The organism is Enterobacter asburiae, assembly GCF_008080435.1.
Taxonomy (GTDB): Bacteria; Pseudomonadota; Gammaproteobacteria; order Enterobacterales; family Enterobacteriaceae; genus Enterobacter; species Enterobacter asburiae_C.
In genome coordinates, this window is sequence record NZ_VRKN01000041.1 from 1 (window position 1) to 5,408 (window position 5,408).

A 5,408-nucleotide genomic window follows, 5' to 3' on the forward strand; every position below is an offset into this window, starting at 1 on the left:
GGGGGTGTAAGCGGGAACCGTCCAAAATTTTGTCACGTCCGTCACTTTTATTTCTTTCTGTCTGAGAAAGCGGTTACACACCTGCACCGCCGAAATTTCCCATCAGAAAAGCTATAGCTGATCATGACCAAATTTTAGTCCGCCTTTAAAAGCAACAAGTTATTCCCAGTATTGGGCAGGAGGTTTGCATCTATCCGCCGTTCATAAGGTGGCATTGTGAAATGAAAAATCATACAACGGCCATGTGCTTCATTCCAGAATGTAGATTTTTATAATGAAATTACATAAAATAACAGTGCGTTATGTTTATGATGTATTCATCGAAAGGGAATAAATAATGAGTAAGTACTTATTTTTGGCAGTTTTCGCCGCTGCAGCCGTTCTGACCGGCTGCTCCAGCGACTATGTAATGCAGACGAAATCAGGTGACATGATTGTCACCAAAGGGAAGCCTGAAACGGATAAATCTACGGGACTGGTAACCTATAAGGACGCGGGTGGTTTCAAGCATGAAATCAATCGCGATCAAATCACCAATATGATTGAAAAATAATATTTTTTAATATAGTCCCACATATGAATATGGGACTATATTTTGCAGAAATTTTCAACTATTTCTCAATGCTGGATCTCTATCTGTGTCCAGCCTTTTCCATACATGCAGTCCTTCACCAGGACATCTCGCTTACTCTCGTTTTCATCACTCGTTGAGTAGCTTGTATCAGTCGTTTTATGTTTTTCATCTTTAGATGTGTACTTGCCAGAGATCTGATTGTCCGGTGGCAAATCCCTGAGTGCCTGTGCTTTACATTGAGTTTCAGCAATATCTTCCTGCTGCTTGTCGGTACCGGTCTTAACCCACTGATACTCAACACAACCCGTCAGGCTTATCAAGATTAACGTCATAACAAAGGTCTTTTTCATAACATCCAATCAAAAGTTAAATAAAATTAATTCTAACTTTACTGCAATCGAGCTCCTATAAACAGATTATCAACACATTTAGCACCGTGGGATAGCACCGTCATACTGAGGCACAAAAGCCTGCCACGACTAACACCAAAACGGCAACATCATTCATTATCCTTTCTCCAGCCGATATGGACCTGAACCATCGAAATACTATCCTGAGGGATTTTACTACCAGACCTTATTTTATCTTATAAATTCATTTTATTTTCTCAACCCATTTTTCAAATAAAGATTGTTTTCTGTTTATTTCACAGTCAGAATTTATTTCTTCAGTGATATATTCCTCCTTACTGTGTTCAACGAGTCGCTTAAATCTGCGCTTTATTTCTTTACCCGCAGGGCTGCAGTCCCCTGAGTCGGCCAGATAAACGGCCGCACTGTAAGCTGCGTAACAGTTATCAACGTTATCAGGATGAGGCTTACAACCGCTAAATACGGTATAAGCTAAGTCAGGATGACTTTTATAATAATTAATTTCAGGGGTATTTTTCAATTGAGAGAATATACCCGGAAGTAACATGACTGAAGCTATAGCAAGCGTAACGATCCCCGTCAGAACTATATATCTGAACTTCATTATGGCACCTTTCTGGCATGACTCGTTCACAACTCATGTTTCCCACGAGAAAGCGTTCGATAGACCGTTGGCCGTGACACTGAAAATAATTCAGCAAGATCGCTGATTGAGTACTGTCCGGTTTCATGCATTCGGCACAGCTCTTTTTGCTGTTTATCTGACAACTTAGGCTGTTTTCCCCGCAGTTTCCCTTTTGCCCGGGCAATGGCCATACCTTCTCTGGTCCGGAGGCGTATCAAATCCCCCTCGAATTCGGCAAATGTGGCCAGTACGTTGAAGAACATTTTCCCCATTGGGTCTGCCGGATCGTAGATGCTGGCTCCCAGAGCCAATTTCACTCCCCTTGCCACTAAGGCATCTGCGATCTCCCTTGCATCAGGAACAGAACGGGCCAGACGATCGAGCTTAGGAACAACCAGTGTGTCGCCACTGCGAACGGCGGCCAACGCCTGCTCCAGACCGGGTCTCTGTCGGTTTGAACCGGTCAGTCCTTTATCGGTGTAAATTCTGTCCAATGAGACCCCTAGTCCGACCAGCGCTTCCTGCTGGGCGGTCAGATCCTGCTTGTCGGTAGAGCAGCGTGCGTAGCCGATGCGTATTTTAGTCATAAATGTGTACGTTTAAGGGGCCATGAAAGAGATTGATATCGTACTATCTATATGAGACAACTTCAGCTGCAATTTATGGCAGATATAAAAATTTATTTAACTGTCCGTTCAACGATCCCCTTACGGACATATCCGGTACGAGGTCAGGATGACATCCCATGGAAAAGATAAAGGCAAAAGGCTCTCTGTTTTAACTGATGCAGAAAAATTCGCACTGTATGGCCTGCCTGATTTTGACGAAGGACAGCAGATGGAATATCTGTCACTCACGGCAAAGGAACTGGAACTTGCTACCAGCCGCCCCGAAATAGTGGCGCAGATTTACTGTATCCTGCAGATTGGTTATTTTAAAGCCAAACATGCCTTCTTTCGCTTTTCTCCGCAACAGGGGGAAAGTGATTACGATTTTGTGGTGCAACGCTACTTTCGTGAGGTGTCTCCTGCCGGCCACTCCATTTCTGATCATGAATATTACGCCCAGCGTAAGCTTATTACCGATTTCTTCGGGTACCGACAGTGGTCCGGCTCCGTTGGCCCGCAACTTGATGCCCGCGCTGCGCAGATTGTGCGCCGTGATATTACCCCCGGTTTTGTTGCCACCGAACTCATCTGCTGGCTCAATGAAAAGAAAATCGTTCGCCCGGGGTATTCCACGCTCCAGAAAATCATCAGTAAAACACTGTCGGCAGAACGGCAGCGACTGGCTGGCATTCTGTCAGCCGCGCTGGATGATGAAACACAGAAAACGCTGACTGCACTCCTGAAGAAAGATGACGCCCTGTCTGGCCTGGCCGTGCTGAAACAGGAAGCGAAGGATTTTCGCTGGCGGCAAATGTCCCGTGAACGGGATAAACGCGGCCAGCTGGCACCGCTGTATCAGATGGCGCGGAAATTACTGCCCGGGCTCGGCATTTCGCAACAAAATCTGCTGTACTTTGCCAGTCTGGTTAACTTTTACACTATCCACGATCTGCGTAACCTCAGAAAAGAGCAAACCTGGTTATATCTGTTGTGCTATATCTGGCTTCGCTACCGGCAGTTTTCCGATAACCTGATCAGCGCCATGATGTGGCACATGAAGCAAACAGAAGAACGCTGCAAAGAAGACGCCAGAAAAAACTTTGAAGCAGACGTGCTGCAACGGCAGCAGGAGAATAACAGGGTCGGACGTCTGTTATCGCTGTTTGTCGATGAAGCGGTTACTGATACCACGCCGTTTGGCGATGTACGCAAGCGGGCCTGGAAAATCATGCCCAGAGAAACCCTGCAAAATACGGCGCAGCGAATGCGGGTCAAACCGGTCAGCCGGATGGCCCGGCGCTGGGAAGCCGTGGACATTCAGGCGGCTCATATCCGTCGCCATTTACGCCCGTTGTTCTGCGCCCTGAATTTTTCCAGCGTAACGCCTGAATGCCCCTGGCTTGCTGCGCTTGCCTGGGTTAAGGATTCGTTTTCCGGAAAGCCGCGGTTGGCGCAACGTCCGGTGGCGATGTGCCCGCCGGGCACGCTGCCACCGCGTCTGCAGCCCTGGCTACTGATCGCGGATGAAAAAGACTCCCCGACAGTGCTCCATGCCGATCGTTATGAATTCTGGCTGTACAGGCAAATAAGAAAACGGCTGGAGTCAGGCGAACTCTATCTGGATGACAGCCTGCAGCACCGGCATCTTTCAGACGAGCTGGTTTCGGTCGAGGAAAAAGCGGACGTTCTGGCACAAATGGACATCCCATTTTTGCGCAAACCGATCGGGCATCAACTGCGTACTCTGACCCGCGAACTGCACCGACAATGGAAAGCATTCAACCGGGAGCTAAAACAGGACAAGTTGCCTCATCTGGCGTTTGATAAAGAAACCCAGAAACTCAGCTGGCGTAAGCAGGATACGGGGGATCAATCTGACAGCGTAACGGATTTTTATTCTCAGCTGCCTTTAAGTGAACTGACGGATGTTTTTCGCTTCGTCAATCAGCAATGCAGCTTTCTGTCGGCGCTTACGCCGCTGCAGCCTCTGTATGTGAAAAAAGGTGCAGTCGCGGACAATCTGATGGCGGTGATAATGGCGCAGGCCATGAATCACGGCAATCTGACGATGTCCCGTACCAGCGATATACCGTACAATGCGCTGAATGATGCTTATGAACAATATCTGCGTTTCTCCTCCTTAAAAGCAGCCTGCGACAGCATCAGTGATGCCATTAAGACGCTTCCTGTTTTTCCGTATTACTCACTGGAATTGGGTGAGTTATATGCGGCCGTCGATGGGCAAAAATTCAGCGTTGAGCGTCCGATGATCAAAGCTCGTGCGTCAAAGAAATACTTTGGTCTAGGGAAAGGCGTGGTGGCTTATACCCTGTTATGCAATCATATTCCGCTTAATGGGTATCTCATCGGCGCCCATGAGTACGAAGCGCATCATGTTTTTGATATCTGGTACAGGAATACTGCCGGGATTGTGCCTACGACGATCACCGGCGATATGCACAGTATTAACAGGGCCAATTTCGCCATCCTTCACTGGTTTGGCCTGCGTTTTGAACCTCGTTTTACTTCCCCCTCCGACATGCTGAAAGAACTATATTGTGCAGACGACCCGACACGCTATAAAAAATGCTTGATCCAACCGGTGGGGCAGATAAATCAGAAGGTGATCATCGATGAGAAACCCAATTTGGATCAAATCGTCGCCACACTGGGCCTGAAAGAAATAACCCAGGGGGCATTAATCCGTAAACTGTGTACGTATTCCCCTGAAAACCCGACAAGGCAGGCGCTGTTCGAGTTTGATAAACTTATCCGCAGCCTTTATATCCTTCGCTATCTTCGTGATCCACAAATAGCCAGAAACAGCCACCGTTCACAAAATCGCATAGAATCTTATCACCAGCTGCGTTCAGCCATCGCTCAGGTCGGCGGTAAAAAAGAGCTGACAGGACAGAACGATATTGAAATCGAAATCAGCAACCAATGCGGGCGGCTGCTTTCCATTGTGATCATCTACTACAACTCAGCCCTTTTATCGAGATTACTACAGAAATACGAATCAAACGGGAATAGCCGGGGATTGAGCTTTATCCGGCGTATGTCGCCCGTAGCCTGGCGGCATATTTTTTTAAACGGGCATTACACCTTTGTCAGCGAAGGAAAAGAGATTGATCTGGATGCAATGATTAACGGACTGACGCTGACATCGGACGAGAAGACGTAAAGTGACAGACGTGACAAAATTTTGGACGGTTCCCGCTTACACCCCC

Annotated in this window: 5 protein-coding genes; 2 read left to right on the forward strand and 3 right to left on the reverse strand. The window is 47.5% G+C overall.

Annotated elements, in window-relative coordinates:
* Positions 1–337 precede the first annotated feature (337 nt).
* On the forward strand, positions 338–553 hold the full coding sequence (locus FU672_RS24520) for a YgdI/YgdR family lipoprotein (protein WP_148245197.1): 216 nt from the start codon (positions 338–340) through the stop codon (positions 551–553).
* Between the two features lie 65 nt (positions 554–618).
* Here FU672_RS24520 and FU672_RS24525 read toward each other — a convergent pair whose 3' ends face one another.
* The 3 genes from FU672_RS24525 to FU672_RS24535 form a co-directional block, all read right to left on the reverse strand.
* Positions 619–924 (reverse strand): hypothetical protein, encoded by a 306-nt coding sequence (locus FU672_RS24525; RefSeq protein WP_148245198.1) that lies wholly within the window; start codon positions 922–924, stop codon positions 619–621.
* 244 nt (positions 925–1,168) lie between these two features.
* Entirely contained in the window at positions 1,169–1,549 is a 381-nt protein-coding gene (locus FU672_RS24530; RefSeq protein WP_148245199.1) for a hypothetical protein, read from the reverse strand.
* A 26-nt stretch (positions 1,550–1,575) separates the two neighbouring features.
* Positions 1,576–2,157, reverse strand: coding sequence for a recombinase family protein (locus FU672_RS24535; RefSeq protein ID WP_148245200.1), 582 nt, complete (start codon positions 2,155–2,157; stop codon positions 1,576–1,578).
* Positions 2,158–2,305: 148 nt separating this feature from the next.
* Between FU672_RS24535 and FU672_RS24540 the strand changes: the two genes are divergently transcribed.
* Positions 2,306–5,362 carry a Tn3 family transposase gene (locus tag FU672_RS24540; protein WP_148245201.1) on the forward strand — a complete coding sequence of 1,019 codons (3,057 nt, stop codon included), beginning with the start codon at positions 2,306–2,308 and terminating at the stop codon, positions 5,360–5,362.
* Positions 5,363–5,408: the final 46 nt, after the last annotated feature.

Coding starts and splice junctions, on each gene's coding strand:
- FU672_RS24520 (WP_148245197.1), top strand. CDS start 338: ATGAGTAAGTACTTATTTTTGGCAGTTTTCGCCGCTGCAGCCGTTCTG.
- FU672_RS24525 (WP_148245198.1), bottom strand. CDS start 924: ATGAAAAAGACCTTTGTTATGACGTTAATCTTGATAAGCCTGACGGGT.
- FU672_RS24530 (WP_148245199.1), bottom strand. CDS start 1,549: ATGAAGTTCAGATATATAGTTCTGACGGGGATCGTTACGCTTGCTATA.
- FU672_RS24535 (WP_148245200.1), bottom strand. CDS start 2,157: ATGACTAAAATACGCATCGGCTACGCACGCTGCTCTACCGACAAGCAG.
- FU672_RS24540 (WP_148245201.1), top strand. CDS start 2,306: ATGACATCCCATGGAAAAGATAAAGGCAAAAGGCTCTCTGTTTTAACT.